24 protein-coding genes and 1 tRNA gene are annotated in these 22,845 nt (G+C 36.4%); 9 read left to right on the plus strand and 16 right to left on the minus strand.

Features of this window, described 5'->3' with window-relative positions:
- The gene (gene dnaA / locus AC6EI2_RS00005) at positions 1-1,395 is read left to right on the plus strand and encodes a chromosomal replication initiator protein DnaA (RefSeq protein ID WP_498462399.1); all 1,395 of its coding nucleotides are present in this window, start codon (positions 1-3) and stop codon (positions 1,393-1,395) included.
- A 29-nt stretch (positions 1,396-1,424) separates the two neighbouring features.
- Here dnaA and AC6EI2_RS00010 read toward each other — a convergent pair whose 3' ends face one another.
- Positions 1,425-2,666, minus strand: a complete 1,242-nt coding sequence (locus AC6EI2_RS00010) for a glutathione S-transferase (protein WP_498462400.1) — start codon at positions 2,664-2,666, stop codon at positions 1,425-1,427.
- A 41-nt stretch (positions 2,667-2,707) separates the two neighbouring features.
- On the opposite strand from AC6EI2_RS00010, the gene gorA reads away from it, so the two are divergent.
- On the plus strand, positions 2,708-4,069 hold the full coding sequence (gene gorA / locus AC6EI2_RS00015; protein ID WP_498462401.1) for a glutathione-disulfide reductase: 1,362 nt from the start codon (positions 2,708-2,710) through the stop codon (positions 4,067-4,069).
- A 14-nt stretch (positions 4,070-4,083) separates the two neighbouring features.
- Here gorA and AC6EI2_RS00020 read toward each other — a convergent pair whose 3' ends face one another.
- Positions 4,084-5,178 carry a calcium/sodium antiporter gene (locus AC6EI2_RS00020; protein WP_498462402.1) on the minus strand — a complete coding sequence of 365 codons (1,095 nt, stop codon included), beginning with the start codon at positions 5,176-5,178 and terminating at the stop codon, positions 4,084-4,086.
- A 147-nt stretch (positions 5,179-5,325) separates the two neighbouring features.
- On the opposite strand from AC6EI2_RS00020, the gene pyrC reads away from it, so the two are divergent.
- The 6 genes from pyrC (at position 5,326) to AC6EI2_RS00050 (ending at position 8,467) form a co-directional block, all read left to right on the plus strand.
- On the plus strand, positions 5,326-6,402 hold the full coding sequence (gene pyrC / locus AC6EI2_RS00025; protein ID WP_498462403.1) for a dihydroorotase: 1,077 nt from the start codon (positions 5,326-5,328) through the stop codon (positions 6,400-6,402).
- A gap of 128 nt (positions 6,403-6,530) precedes the next feature.
- A tRNA-Leu gene (locus AC6EI2_RS00030) sits at positions 6,531-6,617 on the plus strand.
- A 20-nt stretch (positions 6,618-6,637) separates the two neighbouring features.
- Positions 6,638-6,889 (plus strand): NAD(P)H-quinone oxidoreductase subunit L, encoded by a 252-nt coding sequence (ndhL, locus tag AC6EI2_RS00035; protein WP_498462404.1) that lies wholly within the window; start codon positions 6,638-6,640, stop codon positions 6,887-6,889.
- A 3-nt stretch (positions 6,890-6,892) separates the two neighbouring features.
- Positions 6,893-7,225 carry a DUF3007 family protein gene (locus tag AC6EI2_RS00040; protein ID WP_498462405.1) on the plus strand — a complete coding sequence of 111 codons (333 nt, stop codon included), beginning with the start codon at positions 6,893-6,895 and terminating at the stop codon, positions 7,223-7,225.
- A 124-nt stretch (positions 7,226-7,349) separates the two neighbouring features.
- Positions 7,350-8,108, plus strand: coding sequence for a tryptophan synthase subunit alpha (trpA, locus tag AC6EI2_RS00045; RefSeq protein WP_498462406.1), 759 nt, complete (start codon positions 7,350-7,352; stop codon positions 8,106-8,108).
- An 89-nt stretch (positions 8,109-8,197) separates the two neighbouring features.
- Positions 8,198-8,467: a YciI family protein gene (locus AC6EI2_RS00050; RefSeq protein WP_498462407.1), complete on the plus strand. Its 270-nt coding sequence runs from the start codon at positions 8,198-8,200 to the stop codon at positions 8,465-8,467.
- On the opposite strand, the gene AC6EI2_RS00055 is transcribed toward AC6EI2_RS00050, so the two are convergent.
- From AC6EI2_RS00055 to hisIE, 5 genes are all read right to left on the minus strand, one after another.
- Entirely contained in the window at positions 8,443-8,793 is a 351-nt protein-coding gene (locus AC6EI2_RS00055; protein WP_498462408.1) for a c-type cytochrome, read from the minus strand. The genes AC6EI2_RS00050 and AC6EI2_RS00055 overlap by 25 nt on opposite strands.
- A gap of 13 nt (positions 8,794-8,806) precedes the next feature.
- Positions 8,807-9,139: a hypothetical protein gene (locus AC6EI2_RS00060; protein ID WP_498462409.1), complete on the minus strand. Its 333-nt coding sequence runs from the start codon at positions 9,137-9,139 to the stop codon at positions 8,807-8,809.
- A complete protein-coding gene (locus AC6EI2_RS00065; protein ID WP_498462410.1) occupies positions 9,136-9,501 on the minus strand; it encodes a YkvA family protein in 366 nt (121 codons plus the stop codon). The genes AC6EI2_RS00060 and AC6EI2_RS00065 overlap by 4 nt, the downstream gene beginning before the upstream one ends.
- 2 nt (positions 9,502-9,503) lie before the next feature.
- Positions 9,504-10,427, minus strand: coding sequence for a sigma-70 family RNA polymerase sigma factor (locus tag AC6EI2_RS00070; protein ID WP_498462411.1), 924 nt, complete (start codon positions 10,425-10,427; stop codon positions 9,504-9,506).
- A 412-nt stretch (positions 10,428-10,839) separates the two neighbouring features.
- Positions 10,840-11,484: a bifunctional phosphoribosyl-AMP cyclohydrolase/phosphoribosyl-ATP diphosphatase HisIE gene (hisIE, locus tag AC6EI2_RS00075; RefSeq protein ID WP_498462412.1), complete on the minus strand. Its 645-nt coding sequence runs from the start codon at positions 11,482-11,484 to the stop codon at positions 10,840-10,842.
- A 77-nt stretch (positions 11,485-11,561) separates the two neighbouring features.
- On the opposite strand from hisIE, the gene AC6EI2_RS00080 reads away from it, so the two are divergent.
- Positions 11,562-12,053: a 6-carboxytetrahydropterin synthase gene (locus AC6EI2_RS00080; protein WP_498462413.1), complete on the plus strand. Its 492-nt coding sequence runs from the start codon at positions 11,562-11,564 to the stop codon at positions 12,051-12,053.
- 31 nt (positions 12,054-12,084) lie between these two features.
- Here the strand turns inward: AC6EI2_RS00080 and clpB are convergent, their stop codons facing one another.
- The 9 genes from clpB to AC6EI2_RS00125 form a co-directional block, all read right to left on the minus strand.
- The gene (clpB, locus tag AC6EI2_RS00085) at positions 12,085-14,676 is read right to left on the minus strand and encodes an ATP-dependent chaperone ClpB (protein WP_498463497.1); all 2,592 of its coding nucleotides are present in this window, start codon (positions 14,674-14,676) and stop codon (positions 12,085-12,087) included.
- Between the two features lie 352 nt (positions 14,677-15,028).
- The gene (gene petE / locus AC6EI2_RS00090) at positions 15,029-15,379 is read right to left on the minus strand and encodes a plastocyanin (protein WP_498462414.1); all 351 of its coding nucleotides are present in this window, start codon (positions 15,377-15,379) and stop codon (positions 15,029-15,031) included.
- A gap of 53 nt (positions 15,380-15,432) precedes the next feature.
- On the minus strand, positions 15,433-16,419 hold the full coding sequence (locus AC6EI2_RS00095) for an NAD-dependent epimerase/dehydratase family protein (RefSeq protein ID WP_498462415.1): 987 nt from the start codon (positions 16,417-16,419) through the stop codon (positions 15,433-15,435).
- Positions 16,416-17,474 (minus strand): uroporphyrinogen decarboxylase, encoded by a 1,059-nt coding sequence (gene hemE / locus AC6EI2_RS00100; RefSeq protein WP_498462416.1) that lies wholly within the window; start codon positions 17,472-17,474, stop codon positions 16,416-16,418. The genes AC6EI2_RS00095 and hemE overlap by 4 nt, the downstream gene beginning before the upstream one ends.
- A 161-nt stretch (positions 17,475-17,635) precedes the next feature.
- Positions 17,636-19,903 carry a 1,4-alpha-glucan branching protein GlgB gene (gene glgB, locus AC6EI2_RS00105; RefSeq protein ID WP_498462417.1) on the minus strand — a complete coding sequence of 756 codons (2,268 nt, stop codon included), beginning with the start codon at positions 19,901-19,903 and terminating at the stop codon, positions 17,636-17,638.
- A gap of 56 nt (positions 19,904-19,959) precedes the next feature.
- A complete protein-coding gene (locus tag AC6EI2_RS00110) occupies positions 19,960-21,537 on the minus strand; it encodes a CocE/NonD family hydrolase (protein ID WP_498462418.1) in 1,578 nt (525 codons plus the stop codon).
- Between the two features lie 8 nt (positions 21,538-21,545).
- Positions 21,546-21,815 (minus strand): DUF8664 family protein, encoded by a 270-nt coding sequence (locus AC6EI2_RS00115; RefSeq protein ID WP_498462419.1) that lies wholly within the window; start codon positions 21,813-21,815, stop codon positions 21,546-21,548.
- A 35-nt stretch (positions 21,816-21,850) separates the two neighbouring features.
- Positions 21,851-22,279 (minus strand): DUF4332 domain-containing protein, encoded by a 429-nt coding sequence (locus AC6EI2_RS00120; RefSeq protein WP_498462420.1) that lies wholly within the window; start codon positions 22,277-22,279, stop codon positions 21,851-21,853.
- Complete coding sequence (locus AC6EI2_RS00125; protein ID WP_498462421.1) at positions 22,272-22,805, minus strand: Ycf51 family protein; 534 nt, start codon at positions 22,803-22,805, stop codon at positions 22,272-22,274. Before AC6EI2_RS00125 ends, AC6EI2_RS00120 begins: the two co-directional genes overlap by 8 nt.
- Between the last annotated feature and the right edge of the window lie 40 nt (positions 22,806-22,845).

Here is a 22,845-nt window from a genome sequence, read left to right on the forward strand (position 1 = left end):
GTGCCCACTCGCAATGAGCTATGGACGAAAGTGCAGCAATTACTGCAAAAGAATTTAAGTAAGCCTTCATACGAAACATGGATACGCCCAGCTGAATACTTTGACTTCAAAGATGGGCGTTTGACCTTACTTGCTCCAAATAGCTTCTCAAGTGATTGGTTAAGAAAAAATTATTCTCAAAAAATCGAAGAGATTGCAACAGAGATACATGGACATGAAGTTAAGGTTTACATCCAGGTTAAAGAAGAATTTTCGTCAAATAAAAGCGATAAGAAAAAGACTTTTTCTGATTTAGAAAATAATGCAATTCCCGCTAGAGATAATTCAAAAGCTAAATCGAAGCAAGCCCAAACAAAAAAATTTTTACCTAGTTTGAATCTTCGGTACGTGTTCAATAGATTCGTTGTAGGTCCTAATAGTCGGATGGCTCATGCCGCTGCAATGGCAGTAGCGGAAGCCCCAGGTAGAGAGTTCAACCCATTATTTATTTGTGGAGGTGTTGGTCTAGGTAAAACTCATCTTATGCAATCTATTGGCCATTACAGATTGGAAATCGACCCACAAGCAAAGGTTGCATATGTTTCCACTGAGACTTTTACCAATGATTTAATTGTTGCTATCAGAAAAGATGGAATGCAAGCTTTTAGAAATAGGTATAGAGAAGCTGATTTGATATTGGTTGACGATATACAATTCATAGAGGGGAAAGAATATACACAGGAAGAGTTTTTTCATACTTTTAATGCTTTGCATGAGGCAGGGAGGCAAATTGTTCTTACAAGTGACAGGCCACCAAGTCAAATACCTCGTTTACAAGAAAGATTGATTTCAAGATTCTCAATGGGACTAATCGCTGATATTCAAGCGCCAGATTTAGAAACGAGAATGGCAATATTACAAAAAAAAGCTGAACATGAAAGAATGCGTTTACCAAGAGATTTGATTCAGTTCATAGCTGGAAGATTCACTTCGAATATTAGAGAATTGGAAGGGGCCTTTACTCGAGCTGTGGCCTTTGCCTCTATAACTGGGCTGCCAATGACAGTCGAATCAGTAGCACCTATGCTTGATCCTACTGGACAAGGAGTTGAAGTTAAACCTAAGCAAGTCTTGGAAAAAGTAGCTGAGGTATTTGGAGTTACTGAAGAGGAAATGCGTAGCCCCAGTAGACGTAGACCTGTTAGTCAAGCAAGACAGGTTGGTATGTATTTAATGCGCCATGGTACAGACTTAAGTCTCCCTCGTATTGGAGAATCTTTTGGGGGAAAAGATCATACAACAGTTATGTATGCTATTGAACAAGTGGAAAAGAAACTTTCAAGTGAGCCACAACTGGCTAGCCAGGTTCAAAAAGTTAAGGATCTACTTCAAATTGATTCACGAAAACGCCGTTGATTAAATAATGTAGATAGAAAAATTTAATTTTAATCGAATAGTCTTGGATTTTGATCAAGCCTATTCTTAGTAGGTATTTTAGGACCTAGGTCAACACCATCAATACTTGCTGTGCGTTCAAGAGCTTGCCTAAGCAATCTTCCTGATAATAAGGGCATATCTCTTGGAACTGAGATTCTATCTCGGAGGTAGCGTAACGCATAGGCACTATATTTTTCTGGAGTACAATCTTTTTTTGAAATCATAGAAGTTAAGGCTGCTCTCAATGGCTGATCAAACAATTTATTTTTCATTGGGCTAACAGCAATGATTCTCTCTTTATGTTTGATAACTCTTCCTAAAGCCAATGCCTCATAATGGTTTTTTGATTTTTGATCAACTTTTAAATCTACTAGTTCCAATTTTCCTAGTCCAGAACCTTTATCAATTTCTTGGGCAAATAATTTCTGGGCTTCATTTGAATAAGTAAAGCAACCTCCCATTTGTGGAGGTAAATCATGGGCATGAGTATGAAAATCTCCTTGAGTTCCTCTATATTCGTCAAGGTTTTCAAGATTGCTAAGCCATGTATTTATGAGAGGGTGCTCATCTCTTAATGAATATCCCTTGTAGTAAGCCAATGAGGCATTCATTCTCTCAACATATGGAATAAAAATAACATCTGCTGATCCAGGCTTGTTCCCATCATCTTTTGAGATTGGTGTAAGCCATCCGAAAGGGTCTTTTTGTAGTTCTTCTTCAAATTTTTTCGCAACAAGTTTAAAACTCTCTTTCTTTTGTTCTTCTTGGCCTTGGAAAAGAGAGTTACGACATAACCAATTACACCATGATGAGAATAATTCTCTTTCAAGTCTCCTATGACCTATGACTTCCTTCGAATTTAGTGATTGACCTAGAGGACCATATATTTGCTCTAACACAAATAGAATCTCATCGCTTTCTGTTACTACATGATTTTTAATTTCTATTGCAGGGAGCATACCTGACGGTACTTTTCTTAGATACCATCTTTCTTTGTCTCCATAGCAACGCATTGTGATTTTTTTTACTCGGTAAGGAATTTTCTTGAGCTCTAACCAAATCCAAACTTTTTGGCAATAAGGACACCATGCATGATTATCCCTATAAAGAGTAACAATTGCTTCGGACTCAATTTTATTAAAAAGACGAAGTGAGGAATATGGGTTATTTAACCCGTTGATTTGATCAATTGGATCAGCCGCATATGTTGCTAATTCTTCCCAACTCATTGCATTTCTTGTTGGATTCATTTATTTCAACGAGAATAGGGAAATAATACTAGGTTTCAAAATTGAAAAGGTCTTTTGATTTAATTGTCATAGGTGCAGGATCCGGTGGACTTGCTGCTGCAAAGAAAGCTGCTAGCTATGGAGCATCAGTGGCGATCATCGAAGGTGATCTTGTTGGAGGAACATGTGTAATAAGAGGTTGTGTCCCAAAAAAATTATTAGTATTCGGCTCCTCTCTCTCAGAGAGTTTGTTGTCTGCACCATCTTATGGTTTTGATTTCGATAATTTACAGATCAAGTCTGAGCGTTTATTGGCTAATATTCGACAGGAAGTGCAAAGGCTGAATGAATTGCATGAGGCTTTTCTAAGTAAGGCAAATGTTCAGCTTTTTAAAGGTTGGGGTGAGTTTAGAAATTCAAATTGTATTGCCATAAAAAATCGAAAAAATGGAGAGATATTACATGAACTCTGTGGTGAAAGAATTCTTCTTGCAGTGGGAGGCAGACCTAAAAGACCAAGTATCGAAGGGGCATCTTTAGGTTGGACAAGTGATGATATGTTTATTCTCAAAAGTTTTCCAAATAAAATTACAATTGTTGGCGCAGGTTATATTGCTTGCGAATTTGCATGCATATTACAGGGATTAGGTGTTGAGGTTACTCAACTAGTAAGAGGTGAACGAATCTTAAGAGGGTTTGACCTCGAGCTTTCTTCATCATTAACCGAGGCTATGAGGAATAAAGGCATTAACATAATTTTCGGAGAGAATCTTTCTTCAATAAAAGGAACCCCCGGATCTTTAATTATAAAAACAAATACAGGTAAAGAGCTTGAATCGAATGGATTACTTTTCGCTACTGGTAGAGAGCCATTTTTAGAGGGGTTGGAGTTAGAGAAAGTGGGCATTGAAATTTTTGAAAACAAAATTAAAGTTGATAGTGAAAACAAAACAAATGTTTCTAATATCTTTGCTATTGGAGATGTAACTGACAGGATCAACTTGACACCTGTCGCAATTGATGAGGGTAGAAAGTTTGCAGATAGAAATTATGGAAAATCGGATCGTAAGGTTAACTACGATTTTGTTCCATATGCTGTGTTTAGTCAGCCTGAAATAGCTTCTGTGGGTATGACTGAAGAGAAGGCTATCCAATCGGTTGGGAAAGATAACATTAAAGTATATAGATCAATATTTAGGCCCTTATCTAAATCATTACCAAAGACTGGCTCTAAATGTATTTTAAAGCTAATAGTTAACAAAAATAATAATAAAGTTTTGGGATGTCATATGATTGGAGATAATGCATCTGAGATTATTCAAATGGCATCAATATCACTAATGCTAGGAGCTAAAAAGTCTGATTTTGATAATACAATGGCATTGCATCCTACGATAGCAGAGGAATTTGTTACGATGAGATGAATTATTAGAAGGTGTCATTCATTAGTATTTTTTCTTATTTTTAACCAGTAAGTAATTGTCTTATATATGATTGTTACTATTGAAAATGATATGGCTATAAAAACTAACTCTTTGAATGATGAATGTAAAGTTGGTAGAGTTAATGGTATTATTTTATCTGCAATATAAAGCATATATAATCCTAATAGAACCCCACCTTCACCTCTGCTGATAATCCCTTTTGTCCAAAAAATTGGCATGCAAGCAAGTGTCGTGATTACCATAATAGGAATATCTTTAGTTATTAGTATCTTCTCAACAACTAAACCACTGTCACCAGATAATACAGAACAGCTACCTAAAACTAGTAGTTGATTTAACAAACAACTTCCAATTACGTTGCCTATCGCTAGATCAGTTTGAGCACGAAAAGCGGCAACTAATGACGTGATTAACTCTGGTAAAGAGGTGCCCAGAGATACAATCGTTAACCCAATTATTGCTTCACTAACACCTAGTAGTTCTGCAATTGTTGATGCGCCTTCTATTAGCAGTCGTGATCCAAGAGTAAGCAGGAAAATGCCACCTATTAATTTTACGCATGCATTTAATAAACTTGTAGAGTCTTTTTCTATATTGATTTCTGGTTCTGCTTCTTGAGTTCTTTGCGGTTCCTCTCTTGCTGTGCGAATTTCCCAAGTGGTATTTATTATTAGTGCGACTATTAAAGCTACGCCAAATTGCCAAGTTATTAGCTCCGAAGCAGCCATTCCCCAGACTGCAGTTGATATTCCTAAAAGAAGAGGAATGTCTCTTCTTACAAGACGACTTCCAACTCTTAAAGGTCGTATTAGTGCACTTCCTCCGAGAACCACCATCACATTGAAAATATTGCTGCCAACAATGTTGCTCAAAGCAAGACTATCTGATCCAGTAAGGGAGGAGTTGACACTAACAAATAGTTCAGGTGCACTTGTCCCGAGAGATACTATTGTTAAACCAATAACTAGTTGAGGGATCCCAAGGATTAAAGCTAAAGCTACAGACCCTTGTATAAAGAACTCCCCACCGCTAAAAAGTAAAAGTATTCCAGTAATAAGCTCAAAAAATGACAATAACATTGACGGCATAGTTGAGTGATTTATTGAGAAACTAAATTAGTGAATTAATTTATATTATTTCTATTTGGTATTATCTTAATATCTTAGCTCTTTTTAGATACTTGAAGACTTATTGATCAAGGTTGCATAAGATATACATTAAAAAGCTTTAATCCTGTGATTGCTTCTGTAAATCAAATCTCATTATTAAAGCCGGATGATTGGCATCTGCATTTGAGAGATGGAAAGATTTTGAAAGGTGTTTTAAGGCACACAGCAAATGTATTTTGCCGTGCTATAGTCATGCCTAATCTTGATCCGCCAATAACTACTTTAGACCAAGCAATAGGATACAAAAAAAGAATTATACAGTCTATCCCTGAAGGTGTCTCTTTTACTCCATTGATGACAGCATACCTCACGGATGATATGCCTCCAGAGGTTTTAGAAAGAGGCTTTGGAGAAGGTGTCTTCCATGGGGCAAAGCTCTATCCAGCGAATGTGACAACTAATTCTTCGTACGGGGTTACAGATATTAGAAAAATCGACAATCTATTTGAGACGATGGAAAGAATTGGCATGCCATTATTGATTCATGGAGAAGTGACCGATCTCAATGTTGATGTGTTTGATAGAGAAGCTGTTTTTATTGAGCGACACCTTGAACCATTATTAAGAAGATTTTCATCACTTAAAGTTGTTTTAGAGCACATCACGACAATCGATGCAATTGACTTTGTAGAAAGCAGTCAATTTGATATAGCAGCTACAATCACACCTCATCATTTACATATCAATCGAAATGCAATGTTCAATGGTGGATTAAGGAGTGATTTTTATTGCTTGCCAACAGCTAAGCGTGAAATACATCGTATTGCCCTTAGAAAAGCGGCTACTAGTGCTAAATCCTGCTTTTTCCTTGGAACTGATTCAGCACCTCATACACGTAAGTTTAAGGAAAGTTCATGTGGATGTGCAGGAATCTTTAATGCTCCTTTCGCTTTGGAAAGTTATTTGAAAGTATTTGAAGAAGAAAATGCTCTGGAAAGGTTTGAAGCTTTTTCAAGTATTAATGGAGCTACTTTTTATGGATTACCTTTAAATACAGAGAGGATAACTTTGGTTAAAGAAGATATTTACGTACCACAACTTGTTGATGTTGGATTAGATGGTGATCCCAATGATTTTGTAAAACCATTTCATTCAGGAGAAACTCTTGGCTGGGTTGTGCGAGATGCTCAGCTAGATTGGTGAATGATTCTTTCCATGGTTATTTAAATCTGGATATAATTAAGAGTACTGATTTAAGCACATACGTTTACGCTAATATGTAAATGCCTTAGAGTTAATTTCTGGCATTGTAACAACCCTTGCTATTACTGGGGAGTGTGGCGGAATTGGTAGACGCACCAGACTTAAAATCTGTTGGCCGCTTTTTGGCCGTGGGGGTTCAAGTCCCCCCACTCCCATGACGTTTTGTCTTTTGATTGTGTGTTTAAGCCCTATTGGATTGGCAGGAACTATTAGTCCGATGATTACATTATCTGCTTATGCGTTATTGGGCGGGATGTATTTGTTGGTAGTTCCTTTATTCCTTTTTTATTGGATGAATAATCGTTGGAATGTTATGGGAAAGTTTGAACGCCTGTTTATATATGGTCTTGTTTTTCTTTTCTTTCCTGGAATGGTTTTATTCGCACCGTTTCTTAATTTAAGAATGAATGGAAAAGAGGAGTCTTGAACTTTGACAAGAGCACAGGTTTTTCAAATAGGACTGGTTGTTTTTTTGTTTGGAGGATTGGGATATGAAGCATTTCAACTGTTTGGATTTGAATCAATATCAGCTGGTATTGCGACACAGTCAATATTAATTTTAATTATTTTTGCATGGACAGTTTCTTATCTCTTCAGGGTTTTCTCTGGGAATATGACTTTTATGGAACAACGTAAACGATATAGACAAGCTTATGAAAAATTGACTGATGAAAGAATTAGAGAAAAATTTGAGGCTATGACAGATGAAGAAAAAAATGAATTATTAAAAACCGTTGAAAAAGAAAGTTATGAACAAACTTAAGTTTTAATTACGAAGTCTCAATAATTTTTTACTCTTAGGGAGACAAAAATGATAAAAAAGATATATACCCAAGGTTAGAACATTGAAAAGTACAAATATTAGTGGGTCTTTTTCCAAAATAAAAATGGAGAAAAGAATTGCACTAATGCCTTTCCTTATGGCAGGTGATCCTGATTTGGAAACAACAGCAAAGATTTTGTTAAAACTTCAAGAAAATGGCGCTGACATGATTGAGCTAGGAATTCCATATAGTGATCCTTTGGCAGATGGACCGATTATTCAATTAGCAGCTTCACGAGCTCTCTCTGCAGGAACCTCTCCTGACAGAGTTTTCAATATGTTATCCGAATTGAGAGATCAATTGACAATTCCAATAATTTTATTTACTTACTCCAATCCTCTTATTAATAGAGGTTTGGAAGAATTTTGCTTACAAGCTTCGAAAGTAGGTGTTTCAGGACTGGTCGTACCTGATCTTCCTTTAGAGGAAGCAGAAAAACTCTCAAAGATAGCTGAATCTAAAGAAATTGATTTGGTGTTACTTGTTGCTCCTACAACACCCCAGGATCGCATGAAAAAAATTGCTGCGACTTCTAATGGATTTACTTATCTTGTTAGTGTTACTGGAGTAACCGGAGAAAGGTCGTCACTAGAGGAAAATGTTGGAACTCTTGTTAAACAATTAAAACACTCCTCACATAGTCCAATTGCTGTGGGTTTTGGAATCTCGGAGGTCAAACATATTCAACAAGTTAGAGAATGGGGTGCTGATGGCGCAATTGTTGGCAGTGCTTTAGTTAAAAGAATTGCTAATGCCCCTATCGGAATGAAAGTCGAAGAAGCTGGGTCTTTTTGTAAAGAACTTAGAGCCGCAACCAATTAATATCTTTTTCAATATCAACAGATCAAGCGGAATATTGAATTCTTTTCTATGTTTTATCTTGAGAAATGTTTTTTATTTTACTTAAAATTATGGATCAATTTGTCCTTTGGGGGTCTTACTGTGAAGATGCTTTGATAAAGAGAACACCTTTTAGGCAAGAGCATCTTCACAGACTTTCATCTCTTAAGGAAGAAGGTACCTTAATTACATTAGGACCGACAAAATGTAATAGATATGTTTTTGGGATATTTAAATCTGAGAACATTAATTATATAAGAACTCTTATTAAAGATGACGTTTACTGGAGAGAGGGAATATGGACCGATTTTGAAATCTATTCATGGACCCAAGCTTTTTGAGCTTGTTCCCAGACCCAATTAGCTACTATTTGATCGCCATCTTCTCCTAGATTGTCTTCATACCCACTCATTATTCCGATTCCTTGTCTTGCTATCTTCGCTATTGCTCCTGGACTGTCAATTCCATTACGCTTTAATGATGAAATCCTCAAATTCTTTGATCTTCTGATTATGTTCCCGCCATTGATGTGACATCCAGCACAGTTTTGCTTGAAAAGATTTTCTCCTAAATTTGCCTCTAAAGCATTTAGCTCTCTCGCTAAACTTAAATAAAAAAATGTGCAACATAAGCTTATAAAAAAGAAACCTCTTAATTTTTTTTTCATGGTCTTATAAACCTTATTTATCGAAATTAATTTTAGAAAGGTCCTCACAAATTTCGTCAAGAAGATCAAGTTGTTCAGTAGAAGTTGATTCAAGGCTCATACTTGTTTGCCCTCCTTCATTGTTTCTCCATAACTCTTCAACCTGACATAGTCTACTTGCGATTTTTGGAATACCACCAGAGCTAAAATCTTTTTTCAAAGATTCAATCAAAGTAGGCATTCTCGCTGAAGGTAAATTAAGACTTTGGCAAAGTTCTGATTGTGTTCTTCCTGTTTGCCTCAACCAATCTTTTATGAGAAGTATTAGATCTTCCTCAATATCTTTTGACCAGCGCGCTTTGCTCATAGGGGAAACCATTTATCCAGCTTAGATTTTGCTCTGTATTTTATTTCTGGAGTAATGTGATGTTGCCAAAGACTAATTACAGCTGTAAGGGCCACCAGATCATCGCTAAAACCTGAGGCAGGAATAAAGTCGGGAATTAAATCAACAGGAACAATTAAATAAGTAAGTGCTCCCATAATGGATATCCTCACTTGGGGAGGAGTTGAATTATCCATGAGAAGTTCAAATCCTTCTAAAGCAGGCTGGGCAATTACTCTGCCTGCACTTAATAAGATTTTTTTGAGTATACCCTCGTTTATAACAGAACTTTCAAGTACTTCTGCTTCGAAAACTTCTTTATTTGAGTCCCTTGAACTAACCACAATTAAACACTTGTCTCTAAAAGGCCACTTTGAATACCTGTCTTTCTCAATTTCCTTAATGCTCGTTGAACTACTTGTCTGCAATATTCCCTGCTGCAATTCATTTGTCTAGCTACCTCCGCTAGTGTCCTCCATTCATTCGATCCATCTAGACCAAATCTAAGACTTAGGATAGTTCGTTCTTTTGGTGTGAGATTTGATTTATCCAATAAGGACCAAGCTGATGCACTTCTTTCAGCTAATTCAGCTAGTTCCATTGGAGCTACTTCCTCACTTGGAAGAATATCGACAAGCTCTGAAGGATCTGCTTTTGATTTGACTGCACCTTGCAAACTTACAGTGATACTTCTCAACTCGCATTCAAGCAATTCTTCTACCTCCTCTAAAGGCAGTTTCATTTGTATTGCTATTTGGTTGGTTGATGGATGAACCCCAAGTTCTTGCATAAGTCGGGACTTGGCAGCACGAAGTTTAGTTAGTTTTTCATTGATGTTTACGGGGATTCTTATTGTTCTACTTTGTGTTGAAAGAGCTCTATTTAATCCTTGTCTAATCCACCAGTAAGCGTAAGTTGAAAATCGATGCCCTCTTTTGGGATCATATTTCTCAACAGCTCTTGTTAAACCTAAAGTACCCTCTTGAATTAAATCAAGAAGGTCAAGACCTTTTCCTTGGTAGCGCTTGGCTAAATTTACAACAAGTCTCAAATTTGCTGTGATCATTTGATTCTTTGCTCGTTCACCTGCTTTAAGTGTTTTCTTCTCTGCGCTTGAATATTCGCACTCTGGCCCATTACCCCCAGATTGTTGGCAGCGTTCATTTAGTGCAACCATGGCTTGCACTTCTCTTCCCATCGTGAGTTCTTGCTCGGGTGTGAGCAATTCGTGTCTTCCTATTTCTCCAAGAAAGTCGCTTAAAGAACTCACGATTTATTCCTCCTTGTATTATTAACCTAGAGACAAATTGTTTACTTTCAATAGGCGTAATAAAGTGTTCGGAATTTATTATTTATCCTTTATCTGTATTTGAGATCTTTACTAGGTCAATTAACTAATAAGATGACTCCATTGTTTTTCAATAGGAATATCTCAAACCCTATGATATGATTGATATCTTTAAATTATTTTTTGATCAATGAGACTTTTTAAAGCTTTTTTAGTCTCTAATAATTAGAGTTTTTTGTTCCCTTTGATTTCTTGGAATCGATATATCACCAAGGATTTAAGAAAAATCAGATGATTTTTTTCTCTTTCAAGACTTTCTATGAATTTAATCACTTGTCTTTCTAACAAAGAGAGTCTAAGAAGTGTATTAAAAATAAAAGAGTTGGTTTATTTGCTATTGATTTCTTCTTGGAGCATTTCTTCTCCTAACTAAAACTTTGAGAACGTCTTGCCATGAAACATTTTGATGAGCTAAAGAAACTTGCAGATGGAAAAGCAGATCGGCAGCTTCATTGGCAACTGAAATCGGATCTTTATCCTTACAAGCCATTATGAATTCCGCTGTTTCTTCGCCAATCTTTTTTAGGATTTTATTGTCGCCTTCCTTCAAAAGACTATTTGTATAACTTCCTTCTTCAGGATTGTTTTTTCGATTATTTATTACTTTGAACAATTCACTACAAGCATCAGATGGAGGGGGTAGAACGTCTTCATTTGTTTCTAAATCCTTAAAGAAACAACTTCTTTGACCTGTATGGCATGCGATTGAACCAATTTGCTCAATGGATAAAAGTATTGTATCTGAATCGCAATCAGTTCTGATTCCTTTCAATTTTTGAAAATGACCGCTCGTTTTTCCTTTGTGCCAAAGTTCTTTTCTTGAACGACTCCAGTAGTGAACCTCACCACATTCTAATGTTTTTATAATAGATTCTCTGTTCATCCATGCCATCATTAATATTGAGCCATCAACCCAATCCTGGGCTATGGCTGGGATCAAACCGTTTTGATCAAAACGTAGATTATCTATAAAAAGCATTTTTAAGTAAGCCAATTTGGCTTTAAGATTCTAATTATTCAAATTTAATCCTCTATTGGTTTTTTATTCATCTTTTTATGACGATTAAAGATATTCCATTTAATTGCTCTAAGCAATTTAAAAATTACCCATGTTCTCACCGTCAATGGAAACATAAAGGACATTGTCGTTATGTTCATGGATATAGTCGCAGTTTTACCTTTCATTTTGCTTCAAATGAACTTGATGAAAATGGCTTCGTTGTAGACTTTTCAAGTCTGAGGCCTTTGGAAGACAAGTTAAGTGAGTATTTTGATCATACTTTTCTTGTAAATTTTGATGATCCTTTTCTTGAAACATGGAGAAAGCTTCACGCTGAAGAAGTACTTGATCTAAGAGTCATGAATAATGTTTCTATGGAATCAACTGCTGAATTGATTTGGGGATGGGCCAATGATTTATTATTTTCACGAGAGAAAGGTAGATCTTGTTGTTGGAAAGTGATAGCACACGAAAATGAAATTAATTCTGCTAGTTATACATTTTTCCCTGAGTGGTTTAAAGTACGACAATCTATAACTTTTAGTTGATACGCAATTGGCTTGATCATGTTTTATTTTTTTAATTGAAAATTAATTTAGATTCTTTCCTTTCTATTTTTATGGTGCTTCCTTCTCTGTATTTGCCTTTAAGAATGTGTTTCGCTATTTGACTTTCCAATTCTTTTTGAATGACTCTTTTTAAAGGTCTCGCTCCATAACTTGGATTATAGCCAATTTCAGTTATTAATGATAGAACATCATTATGGATTTCAAGCTCGATTCCTTTCGATTTCAATCTTTCTCTTAATCGATTTAACTGTAAATCGACTACTTTTAGGAGAGTTTCTTCTTTAAGTGGTTCAAAACTAATTATTTCATCAAGTCTGTTTAGAAACTCAGGCCTGAAATTTGATTTAAGTTCTTGATTGATTAGTTCATCTACAGTAGACGTCAGATTGTTAATTATATCGTTATTAGTGATTAACTCGCTTCCTATATTACTGGTAAGTATGATAATGGAATTTTTGAAGTTTGTTGTTCTACCCTGCCCGTCAGTTACCCGGCCTTCGTCAAGGATTTGTAGTAATACATTGAAAACATCTTTATGTGCTTTTTCAATTTCATCAAAGAGCAAAACGCAATAAGGTTTTCGCCTGATTGCTTCTGTTAATTGCCCACCTGCTTCGTAACCAACGTAACCAGGGGGGGCACCTATTAAGCGACTTATAGAGTGCTTTTCCATATATTCAGACATGTCTATTCTAATCAGCGCGTTTTCACTATCAAAAAGTTGAGAAGCCAAAGCCTTCGATAATTCTGTTTTGCCAACGCCTGTCGGGCCTAAAAATAAGAAACTTGCGATTGGTTTGCTTGGATCACTTAGGCCTGTCCTTGATCTTTGTATTGCAGAAGATATCGATTGAACGGCTTTGTTTTGACCAATCACTTTTTTATGAAGCTCAGATTCAAGGTTAAGCAACTTTTCAATTTCAGTTTGAGCAAGTCTTTTAACTGGGATGGATGTCCACTTTGAAATTATTTCAGCTACATCATCGGCTATGACCTCTTCTCTCAAAAGTGATTTCTCGGCATTTTGTGAGGAGTTTTTTAAATTAAGTTCTTTAGCTTGCAAATTGTTTTGATAATTTACAAGAGTGCCGTATTCAAGTTCAGCCGCTCTGTTGAGGTCATAATTCCTTTTCGCTTTTTCAATTTCTAGTTGTATTTTTTCAATTTCTTCTTTTAGTGTTGAAATTTCCTCTATTGACTCTTTTTCTTGCTTCCATTTTTTATTTACTTGGATTTGGCTTTTTGTTAAAGAAGCTAACTCTGTTTTAATTAACTCAAGTCTATCCTTACTTGAAGTATCCGATTCACCTTCCAAAGATAATTTCTCCATTTCAAGTTGGATGATTTTTCTATCAATCTCATCAATTTCTTCTGGTTTTGATGTTATTTCCATCTTTAAACGAGAAGCTGATTCATCTATTAGGTCTATAGCTTTATCAGGTAAAAACCTTTCTGGTATATATCTGTCACTCAATATCGCCGAAGCTATTAGAGCGTTATCAGAGATTCGAACACCATGATGGACTTCATACCTTTCTTTTAGTCCACGCAGGATCGAAATTGTATCTTGGACTGAGGGTTGTTTTACAAGTATTTGCTGAAATCTTCTTTCCAGAGCAGGGTCTTTCTCAAAATTTTCTCTGTGTTCGTTGATGGTTGTTGCTCCAATACATCTCAATTCACCTCTTGCAAGCATTGGTTTTAGCAGATTACTAGCATCCATTGACCCGCCACTTGCTCCTGCTCCCACGACAGTATGTATTTCATCGATGAACAAAATTATTCTTCCTTCTGAATCTGTGACATTCTTAAGAACTGACTTTAGTCTCTCTTCAAATTCGCCCCGAAATTTTGCACCTGCTATTAAAGCCCCCATATCGAGAGAAATTAGTTGACGATTCTCAAGTGCTGTGGGTACATCTCCGTTGATAATCCTTTGTGCTAATCCTTCAATAATTGCTGTTTTCCCTACGCCAGCTTCACCAATCAACACTGGATTATTTTTTGTTCTACGGCTAAGTATTTGAATCGTTCTTCGGATTTCCTCATCTCTTCCAATTACAGGATCTAATTTCCCTTCTCTGGCGGCAGAAGTAAGGTCTTGACCATACTTCTGAAGAGCTTCATAGCTATTTTCAGCATTTTTTTGGGTCACTTTTTTGTCACCTCTGATTGCATGTATAGCCTCGAGAAGGCTGTTTTTATTTATTTGATTTTGTTCCAATAACCTATGACAAATTCTCTCATCATCAAATAGGGAAATCACTAAATGTTCACTAGAAATAAAATCATCCTTGAAGGATTGTTTAATACTTTCTGCTCTTGAAATTGAAAAAGATAAATTTTTGCCAAAGAAAATTGATTCTTGGGCCTTTTGCATTTTTGGTTGGTTCTTTATGAAATTTTGTAATTCTTTTAGCAGATTTTTTATTGAACCTCCCGATCTTTCTATTATTTTTATGGCAATTTCATTTTTATTGAGAAGAGAAAAAAAAAGGTGCTCTGTTTCCAAAGTCTGATGTTTTTTATTTAATGCAATATCTTTGGCATCAATGATTGCTTGCCAAGCACTGTTGGTGAAATTATCAGAATTAATATTCATCATTCAAATTCATTCTGAAATTTATATTATGATGATTTTTTCTTATTTAAATATAAGAAAACCGACCATATCCTTTTTTTAGAAGAACACTACTGAGATTGCTTTGATAATTTAAAAAAAAATTACTCAAGCCTAATGATAACTTCATTTTATCTTATTTAAACCATATTGATAATGTTTAGTCGTAGCTTTTTTTTAATGAAAAATGTTTAACCTCACCATTTATTAATCCTTTTTCGTTATGGAGCATAATTTCTTTGACGCCTTAAATAGTAAGGTTTCCCTTATTAATAGTTTATTTCAAAAAAAAAGATGGGAGCTACACCCCCATCTTTAAAATTTTTTTGGAGATTTAGTTTACAACTATTTTCCCAACCATTCCTGCACCTCTATGAGGCTCACAGTAAAAGTCGTATGTTCCAGCTGTGCTAAAAGTTCTCTCCCAAGACTCACCTGGAGCAAAAGCTAAATCTGGGTGACTTAGATCATCATTCCCATCAAAAACAGCATTGTGAGGAGCTAATTTGTTGTTGACAAACTTTACTGTGTCACCAGCATTTATGTTTACTGTGCTTGGCTCGAAAGCAAGCATGCCTGCATCGGTACCAAGCTTAACTTCAACAGTTGAAGCGTTCACATTGGATACTCCAATTACTAGGAAAGCAAAGAAAGCGAATAAAGCTGTTGAAATAGAACGAATCATGAAATTAATTCTTTTCTTTTGTAATTTCACTACTTTAGCTTCTATTAGCCCTTTTAGTGTTTAGTTAAACCAGAATTATGTAAAACTTGACTTAGAGTTTTGGCATAGCTTATACCTCCAAAGGTTTCAGGAGAGGTTACTGGGTCATGTATAAAGTGTTTTTGTCTAAGACTAAATCTATCCCAGTTTGTAATTTGAATTGGGAGTAATCTAATTAAAAGTTCAATCAGCCAATTCCAAAGAGGTATTTGAGGGACTTTTTTCATTCCTTTCCATCGTAGAAGCGTCTGAATTACTTCATTAAAACTTGTGTGGGGTTGCCCTAAAACCAATTTTCTTATTTTAGTGGCATTAACAGGTTGTGTATGCTCGAAATCAGAGGTAGCTAGATGTCCACAGATAAAAGCAATATCTGCTGCGTGAATAAAATGAAACCTTGAGAATAGTTTTATCCATCTTGCCAGCCAGATCCATCTCAATGCATCTTTGAGACCTTCCGTAAGATAGCTAGTTGGAAATTTACTTTTACCGTCTAAGCGTCCTCCAAATACGAGAGTTGGGAAAACAGCTATGATCTTTTTTGATAGAATATGAGACTCAAGTTCTTGAAGACATTGTGCTTTTGTTTGTATGTATTCTGTTCCATAGCTAAAAGATTCGGGTAATAAATTTAAGTTTCTGTCAAGAACACTTGCGGTTGAGAAATAAATAATTTGTTTAATATTTGAAGGATTTAATAAATTGAGCAGATTTTTTACTGCATCAATATTTACTTCTTTCGCTCTTTTGGGATCACCCCAAGCAGTTGCTGTGTGAATAACTCTGTTTACTTGTGAAATTTCTTTTTTGAACTTATTTGTTTGTCTCAAATCTCCTACTAAAACCTTAATCCTTGGATTCTCTAAGTTTACTGAGGTTATCTTTTTAGGATCTCTAACCCATAAAAATAATTCTGAGCTGGAGTTTTCGATTAGCCAATTTGCTAAGTATTGCCCAACACATCCACTTGCTCCAGTGATCAGAATTATTTCGTTTTTCAAGATGAAACTTTTATAAGTTCATTGACATTCTTGCCAGCCTCAAAAAATACTCTTGCATTTTCTTCTGGCGTTCCAGGAAGTATTCCATGACCAAGGTTAAGAATATGTTTTCTGCCTTTTGCTTTTTTTACTACATCAACAATTCTTGATCTGATCGCATCAGGAGTTCCAAATAAGAGTCCTGGATCAACATTACCTTGAACTCCCACATGTTGAGGTAGCCTTTTTAATCCATCTAGCATGTCAACTGTCCAATCTAGAGAAACTATATCTACACCAGTTTGTCCCATTCTTTCGAGAACTCCTGCACTGCCCGAGATGTATAAAATCATTGGGGTATCTGGATGTTTCTCTTTTACTAAATTGACTACTTTTTGTTGATAAGGTGCAGCGAATTCGTCATAATCTTGTGGACTTAATTGTCCTGCCCATGAATCAAACATTTGAACTACTTGAGCCCCAGATTCAATTTGGTAAGACAAATAGTTTGCAATAGATTCTGCAAAGTGATTTAAAAGTTGATGCAGTAGCTCTGGCTCTTGGAATGCCATTGCTTTTATGATTGCATAATTTTTGCTGCTTTTCCCCTCTACGACATAAGCAGCAAGGGTCCAAGGAGCGCCCACAAAACCTAAAACGGCAGCCTTGTTGCCAACACTTTCTCTGAGTCTTCCAAGGACTTCACCAACAAAAGACATACTTTTTTTTGGTTGAAGTGGCTTTAGGTTCTTAATCTGTTTGAGGCTTCTTATTGGGTCATTTATCAAGGGGCCTTTGCTCTCAACGATGTCAAAGTCAATTCCCATACCAGGAAGAGGAGTCAAGATATCTGAAAAAAGTATTACTCCATCAGGTTGAAAAGCTTTAAAAGGTTGCATGGAAATTTCATAAGAAAGATCGGGGTTTTCAGATCTTTCCCTAAAACTTGGATGGTTGTCGCGCAGATCGCGATAAACCTTCATGTATCTCCCCGCTTGTCTCATCATCCAAACTGGGGTTCTTTCAACAGTTTCTCCGCGAGCCGCACGAAGTAGTAGAGGAGTAGTTTCGTTCATTATTTTGTCCTTTTAAGCCAAAAATTTACATGAAGCAGTAACTTGAAAATCATGAAATAAGTTCTCTGCAAAAGTTCGTCATACCTTTTGAATTTTTACATCCGGACTACAGTTGAAATTAGATTTTGAGGCAAGGTTGAAACATTTCTATTCGAGGAGGGTTAATTCTCTTTGGATTTATGCTTGAGAACTAGAACGCTAAGAGGAGGAAGGCAAAGATCTATTGAATTCTCATATCCATGTATGTTGTAAGAATCTGTTACTTTACCTCCCATATTTCCTATGTTTGAACCTCCATATTTATTCGAATCTGTATTGAAAATTTCTTCATAGAACCCATCAATAGGTACACCTATTCTGTAATTAGAGTGGTTTTGAGGGGTAAAGTTTGCAACTATTACTAACCATTCTCCATCAGTTTTTTCTCTTCTCATAAAACTAATTACTGAATTTTTTTTATCGTCGCAATCAATCCACTGGAAACCATATTCGTCAAAATCATCTCTCCATAAAGCAGGTTCTTTTTTATATAAAGTATTCAAATCATCTACTAATTTCAGTATTCCCTTGTGTGGTTCATAATTTAGAAGATCCCATTGTAAATCATCCCAAACATTCCATTCTTGACGTTGTCCGAATTCCATTCCCATAAATATTGTTTTTTTACCTGGATGTGTCCACATGTACGCTAGTAAGGCTCGTGTGTTTGCGTACTTCTGCCAGTCATCACCAGGCATTTTATGCAGAAGATGACTTTTCCCATGAACAACTTCATCGTGGCTTAAAGCAAGCATGAAATTTTCGGTAAAGTTATAACAAATTGAGAAAGTGATGTTGTTTTGATTGAATTGTCTAAACCATGGGTCAATTTCAAAATAATCAAGCATATCGTGCATCCAACCCATGTTCCATTTTAGATTGAAACCAAGTCCATTCATATCAGTTGGTTTAGTTACACCAGCCCATGTGGTTGATTCTTCGGCAATCGAAAGTGCGCCCGGAAAATGTTGAAAAAGGACGTGATTAGCCTGTTGTAGAAATCTAACTGCTTCAAAATTTTCATTTCCTCCATCTTCGTTAGGTATCCATTCACCCTCTGGACGAAGATAGTCTTTGTAAAGCATTGATGCAACTGCATCAACACGTATGCCATCTATATGAAATTGATCAAACCAGAAAATTAGATTTGCAACTAGAAAATTGCGAACTTCATTTCGACTGTAATTGAAAATTAATGTTCCCCATTCTTTGTGCTCTCCAATTCTGGGATCTGAATGTTCGTATAGATGGCTGCCATCAAAATATGCAAGTCCATGTTGATCTTTAGGGAAGTGCCCAGGGACCCAATCGAGAATAATTCCTATGCCCTCTTTATGGCATGCATCAACGAAGGCACGAAATTCGTCTGGTGATCCATATCTACTTGTAGGTGCATACCAACCAGTGACTTGATAACCCCATGAGCCATCAAAAGGGTGCTCAGAAACTGGCATAAGCTCTACGTGAGTGAAACCTCTCTCTTTGACATAAGGAATGAGCTTGTTTGCAAGCTCTTTGTATGTAAGCAATCTTGAGCCAGGCTTCATGTCTGCTGCCGGGACAGGAGGGCGATGTTCTCCGTTAGAGTTGATAAATGGTTCGTCTGAGGAAGCATGCATCCAACTGCCTAAATGCATCTCATAAACGGATATCGGTTGCTCTAAAGGATTTCTATTGTCCCGATTGGATATCCAAGATTGATCATTCCATTGAAAGGAATCGATCTTTGATATGACTGAGCTTTTTGCTGGCCTTACTTCATGTTGAAAACCATATGGATCAGCTTTCTCATAGCAATGTCCTTCCTCAGTTCTAATTTCATATTTGTATAAATCACCATCCTTAAGACCTGGTATGAATAATTCCCAGATACCACCTAGACGTTTTTGCATAGGGTGATGTCTGCCATCCCATGAATTGAGATCACCAATAACAGAGACACTTTTTGCATGAGGTGCCCACAAGCAAAACATAACGCCTTCTTTTTTATCTATCGCAGTAATGTGGGCACCCATCTTTCGCCAAATATGATGGTGATTTCCTTCTGCGAAAAGATGTCTATCAATTTCACCCATCCACTCTTTTCGGAAGCTCCAGGGATCATGTTGAACATGTTCAATTCCTCCTCTTTTAACTTTTATTTGATAGTCAGTGCCAGGATCTTTTTCTACAACTCCTTCAAATATCCATTCATGGTTGGGATTTTCTAGCTGAATATTCTTTACTTTAGTTATTAGTTCAACTGCACTTGCTTCAGGCATCCATATTCGAATTATCCATTTATCTTTAAACGGTTGAGGACCAAGAATAGAAAAAGGACTTTCATGTCTGCATTCAGAAAGTCTTTGTCCGTCAACTTTCAAGGAATCTAGAATAATAGAGACGGGCATGACTTATGGCTTAAATAGCTAGCTAGCTTAATCCTATGACAGTAAATATTGAACCCCTAAGAGGAAATAAGTGATTCAAATTTAAGTTTTGAATTTAATAGTAAGAGTGTGATTGTAGTCACTAGGCAGTGAGGACTTGGCCCTTCGCATAGATATTGACTCTGCCCAGGATTTATTCCAATAGCTGGCCATCCAGATCCTGATATTGAAATTCTCAAACGATCTCCTTCTTTAAATGTGGCAAGAATTGGTTGTAATCTTATCTCTCTGGCGGCTTGTCTGTTTTTCTCAGAATTGGTAATTCTGAGAACACCAGTTGAAAGTTGAGTTGCAGTGTTTTTGATTTCACTAGGAATTATTGATAACGCAACGAACAGATCAAAGCCTTCCCTGTCACATTTGGTTTCTAAGTTAAGAGTTGGAATACCTTCTATCCTTATCTCTTTTGACATTGGAGGTGTCGTAAATACTGCGACATCAGAACGAGTATCAATATTGAATCTGTTAGCTTTCCCAGGCGTATCACTGAGATGTCCTCCGATGGCTGGTACGGGTCTCCATGGGTCGTGTACTAAATTCACCTCACAATTTGCTTCCAAATCAAAATTAGGGACTAAGCTACCCTCGCAATGACTTATCGCAGCCAAACCTTCACTACGAAGATTCCATGTAGGAGTTTTATTTTGAATTGAAAGCTCCCAACTATTTTTCGTAAGATTCCAAAGATTGATTGTAGGGAAAAAGATTTCTTTGTTTTTTTCTTTTAAATGAGAATCGAAAAAATTTAACTGGGTGAGTTGTGCACCCTCCCACCATTGAAGATGAGTGGCAGGACCAATGAGTAATTTTGGGCTGCCTCCTGCTTTAGTAGATTTTTCAAAAATATCTAAAATCCCTCTCAAATGAGGATCCCACCATCCCCCAATTAGTAGCAATGGCTTTTTTAACCAGCTGTCTAAAGGCTCATGATTTTTCCATTGAAGATTGTTGCTAGAAGAAAAATTTAGCCATTTATAAGCCATCCCTCGCGGGTCATTCTTTTTAAGTAATTCATGACCATTAAATAAATATTTTTTTGATTCAAGACTCTCACGGATTTCATGCCAGGCTGCCCAATTCTTTTCTCTTTGGGCCTTTTGAGCTGCTAATTGCAAACCCCATCCAATTCCTAAGTACCACCAAAAGGCTCCTCCTTCACAACTCCAATGTTCCTGTTCTGAAAGCCCTGTCATTGCAGGTATGATGCAATCAGGTGGAGAAGTTCCTTCCTCTGCAATGAGCTGTGTTAACCCTTGATAAGAAAAACCGTATGTACCTAGTAGGCCATTGCATTCAGGTAAGGATCGAACCCAGTTATGAGTTTGACTGGTATCTGCGGCTTCTTGGCTAAACCCCTTGAATTCACCTTCAGATCCACCTTGACCTCGAACATCCTGTACTACGACTAGATAGCCATTATTAGCCCACCAGGAGGGATGAGCATATGTAACTGTAGAAGCAATTTCTCTTCCATATGGTTGACGCATGAGCAATACAGGCCATGGGCCCTCCCCTGGCGGTAACCAGATTCGAGATTTGAGTAATGTTCCGTCTCTAAGTTGTAATACTTCGTCCCTGAATTTTATTGAATTCATTTGTTGCTTTAAAAAGTTTCAGGGCAATAAAGACCTCTTACATACATCGAAAGGATCTCAGCATCAACTTCGCTTATATTCTTCTGAATTGAGATTTTCTGAATAGATTGTGATGAACCAGCCGAGATGTTTTCTTTATTTAGTTCCCTAAAACTTCTGCATATGGATTTTGCTTCATCAGGATTTCTTTTTACACCCTCAAGTAGTCTTGATTGAGCCATTGCCTCTTGATTAATGGCAAATGATGAAAATATTAAAGTGATTATTAAACTATTCATTTTCTCAATTTTACTTAGTTTATATTTAATTATTTTTATTCTATTACCTTATTGTTCTTGGGTGAATTAAATAATGTTTTTTTTGCTTTCTCGATTAAAAAGTGAGCTTTGCTTAGATCTATTAATGGAATTCGTTCTGTTCTTAAAATTCTTTCAAAACGACCAGTCTTTTGAACTAGCTCTTGAGGAGTGAGTCTAGAGAGTGCCTTGTTAGAAATCAATCCTGAGTGCATTAGCAAGGCTGCTTCGTTAAGTTCAATATCTAACGAACATATAAAATATGCTATGCATTTAAGTCTTTTTAGATTACGAACACTACCCAGACTTCCACTAATTAGAATATTAATTTCTTCATCGCTGATAGATAATAAAGAATTCCATGTTTTAATATCATTTGATAAGAGTATTTTTTCTTCTTGATAAAAGCTTTTAGGAAGGTTTTTTAATAATAACTTTTTATTCATATGTCTCTAATGAGCTTATTTCTTCAGAATCAGCCGGGATCGAAAAATCTTCGCTTGGAGAATAATTCCTATTTGGCAATTCTATTATCTTTGATTCTTTTAAATCATTTATTATTTCACCAAGAACAATTGGTCTACTTATCCCATCTCCAACTGATTCTATCTTTCTTAGTCTGACCTTTACCTGAGCACCATTTCTTCCTCCCCCTTTCAAATTGCCAGCTATTTGTAGCAATGTTGGCTTGATCGCTTCTTTAGGAAAATCGTTTGAGGCTTGAGCAACAACCAAATCAAAGCCATTGTCATAAACAATGGGAGCATATTTGTACCCTTCTACATTAAACGGAGGTGTATAACTTTGATCGAAGGCCCAGCAACTAGCTGATAATAAAAGTGTGAAAATTGTTGTGCCAGTGAGCCGGAATTTAATTCCCCAATTTAATAGATAAGCCAGAATTGTTAAGATGCCAAGTCCTGATCCTCCCCAGGCTAGCCATTTTGTTCCAACTTGGATAACTTCACTCATAGACATAGGCTGGTTTCTCCTTAATTGATTCTTTATAGTT

It is taken from the genome of Prochlorococcus sp. MIT2302, assembly GCF_059772385.1.